General features: G+C 57.7%; 1 protein-coding gene. It reads right to left on the bottom strand.

Annotated elements, in window-relative coordinates; all coding sequences use genetic code 11:
- Nucleotides 1-1330: 1330 nt before the first annotated feature.
- Nucleotides 1331-3424: DUF3732 domain-containing protein (locus tag HWX22_RS31155; protein ID WP_208456637.1), on the bottom strand; the 2094-nt coding region annotated here is incomplete at its 5' end.

Genomic DNA, 3424 nt, shown 5'->3' with positions numbered 1-3424 from the left:
GCGAGAAATAAGGTGCATCCTCGGGGCAAACTTCTCCGAATGGGCGGCGCTTCGCTTCGGTATCCGGCCATTCCCCGCCCACATCGCCGACCACCTCGCGCGATCGCCTATTAATCAGTGTTTCCCTAGGTCATCTTGCGAAATTCTTTGATAGATATTTTATAAATCCCTTACAAAGCAAGATATAGGACCAGTGCCCAATCTGGGGTTCGCCGAATTAGACAAGTCCTAGATATGACGAATTTTGACAGTTTGGCGACCCACCGCCTCCTGCAAAGTCGACTCGGTGCGCGCCACGCGGGTTCTCGCGCCCTTCACGTGATATCAGGCGGTTCCCATCGCGGTCTGGCGCGCGCTACCGACTGGACGCCCAGCCGATACACCGCCTCTGTTTTGGACCGGACGCACTTGCCTGAGCGTGACGAGTTTCGTTTGCCCGGGTGCCTCATTCGAATCACGGCGCGAGCAAGTGCTCGGCGAACATCGGCGGCTCACCTACTCGAAGGCCCTTGCCAGTTGGAGCGTAGACGGATACCGGCGCGCCCGAACGGAACACCACAAACATCACAATTCGTTTAAGTTTGGATCGTGCTCGTGATGTGAGCCAATGTCCGCAAGGCTTCCCGCTCCGGCCCCTCAAATTTGATTCCACGCGTCCCGGCGCGAACACTAAAAAAACACTAAAAAGCGGACGCGAGATACTGCGTGCCGCCTCACCGCCACCCGGGCGCAGCAGCACCGGCCATGTGCCGCGCAGCCGATAGCCACCGCTCCCCGACACAGTCCAACATATCGTCACATATTCTCGCCATTCAATCTACAGATGCTCGAGCTTCCGAGTACGTCCGATCGCGTCCTTGCGGAGCGAATCAGCAGAGGTGCGAGGCTGTCATGACCGTCTTTCGGGAAACCGAATAACCTTTGCGAGGTTGCCAGCAGATGTACTAGTCCGCAGCTCAGCGCTGACGGAATTCCTCGTGGCGGGAGAGCATGCCCACTCGATTGTCAACAAGAAAAATGCACCCACCTAAATAAGGGCTTTCCACAAGGCGGTCATTTTCGTACCGTCAGCGATACCGTCTGATCAACTGCGCAATTGTTGCTGATGCGGCGACAATCATTCTTTGCTGCCCGGCAGATTCTCTGAGCATCGCGTCATGTTTGACACTCACTGCATACCACCGGACGAACCCGCTCGCTGACTGACGTAGACCTCACTCACGCATCTCGATATCACGCAGCCATTGAGGCCAGTGAAAGTCCTGGTCGAACCATGACTGGGCGCCCGTGCTCGTCCACGACAAGCCCGACACAGCACGAAGTGCCGGAGCTATGCCTGCCGCCGTTTCCAGTCGCGCGGAATCAGTCCCTTGCCGGACGCGCGGGTCCAGCGCTCCTTGGTTGCCTTGACGTAGCGCGCATCTGACGGGAAGTAGGCGTGCTCAAGCAGCAAAACTTGAAGACCGCTGCGCGCCTCGACCTCTTTGAACAGAAAGTCGATATGCTGACGCATCGCTTCATAGTCTTCGTCGCCGGCCTTCACCAATATCTCATCCGGGCGCTCATCCTCACCGAGATCCTCCCCTTCGGCGCCGTCTTCTTCATCCAGCTCTTCGAAATCGCGGCTTTGATTTGGGAAGTAGGGGCGACTGAGCTGATCCAGCACAATTACGCCCGGAACGGGTCGGTGCTCATTCTCAAAGTGCCGCTGCATTCCAAAGGCTAGCGCCACGTGGACGGCCAGCCAGTTCTGATCGGAACCAAGGTCGGCCATTGAAAGAACTGCCCCATCCTGACCAGCCTCAATGACGCTCACCTGAGGCTCACGCGCCGAGAAGACAAGTACAGCATCAACGCACGGCTCGACCTTTGGCAACTTGGAGAAGACTTCAGATGCGTACCTAGATACAGCATCCTCGGAGTAGCGCATCCGGACCCTGCGATTGTCCGCGTCGATTTTCGCTTCGAGGTCAGCGATCTCATCCCGCTGACCTGACAAGTCCTTGGTTGGCCGAAGCAGCTGATCGTCAATTGTCTCCAGGAAATACGAAACCTTGCCGCGGAAGAACGACTGCACCTGAGCCAGGTCGGCGAACTGTCTCGCTTCGGCGATCTGACCAAGAACAGAGACCACATTGGCGTCCAGCTCCCGGAGAAGGCCGCTCAGCTCTTCCACGCGGCCGTTTAAAGCAGCGGCAGCTTCACTGATCTGTGGCCGCAGTCGCGCCACCGCGCTCGTCTCAGCACGAATCGTTTCCAGTGATCGTTTGATCGCGCTCGCCATGGCTGTACCGGCAACGGTGTGTGACTCGCATACCGGACAGGTGCTCGGAACATCGAGCAAGTTCAGATGTTCAGCGATAAGTAGCTTCTGGTGCTGGCTCGTCACCGCGGTCTGGTACTCCTTGGACTCCTGCTCGGTCACCTGCATCGCTCTCAGCTTGCGCTTGGTCTGGTTCAACTCCCTCAAGGTCGACTGACGTCGCGCCTGCAGCGCATCAAGTTGGTCAGCGCCCGGGTACTGTAAAGGTACAGCGGTCGGCGCGGCCGCGCGCCGCAACAAGCTCACCAGCATGGCCTCATCGGCAGCCTCGGGCGGACGTTCAATCAAGCCGAGTTGCTGGGCTTCTCCAAGCAGGACGCGCGATCTCTGTCTCATCACGCTGTCTTTGGCGATGCGAGCCTCTTCGCGTGCAATGTCAATTTCCAGCGCCCTGCGAGCTTGTCTGAGGCGCCTCTCGGCTGAAGCAGTCTCCCCAGTCACCGCTCCCAAAAAATAGGGCATTGTCGCGACAATCTTTGGGGCCTTCCGGTTGTCATCCAAGCCGTGCAGCAGCACCGTCTCACTGTCAATGACTTCCTTGGTGACGAAAACGTACGGAGTGAACTGCCGCACCGACGGCCGATCCGGCGACTCTTTCCCGGGCTGTTCCGTCTCTGTCATCGACATGGACTCAATACCGAATGCTGCGCCGAGCCGGGCCTTGCTGGCGGCAACGCTTCCCCTCCCTTCGAATTCATCCACGGACTTCGGGACGATCAGGTTTCTGCCAGTGGTCACGTACATGTAGGCGTTCGGCGCCTTGCCAACCAGCGGGACCTGGCGACAAGAAATCATCTCGTCTTCCCCTCTGACCCACTTCACGCCCACTGCCAGGCAGCGCCGTCTCACGTAGACAGGCAACTGGCACTTGGACGAGCCCAAACAGTAGTCGAGCGCCTTGATGACAGCGGATTTGCCAGTTCCTGAAGCGCCGGTGATAACGTTCACACGTTCTGCGTCAAGCTCAATTATGCGGTGTTGATGTCCGCACAGAACTGACCCACTAGAGCTGAAAATTTTCATCGAATTTTGACCCACGTGATTGAATGCCCTGCTCAATCTTTGAGCAGGGGATACAAAGGTGATCACGGTGGGCATATT

Origin of the sequence: Burkholderia sp. BCC1638, from assembly GCF_902833195.1 — a bacterium.
In the GTDB taxonomy this organism is placed as follows: domain Bacteria; phylum Pseudomonadota; class Gammaproteobacteria; order Burkholderiales; family Burkholderiaceae; genus Burkholderia; species Burkholderia diffusa.
Note: the sequence above shows the minus strand (reverse complement) of the source record. Positions and strands in the feature narration are given on the sequence as shown.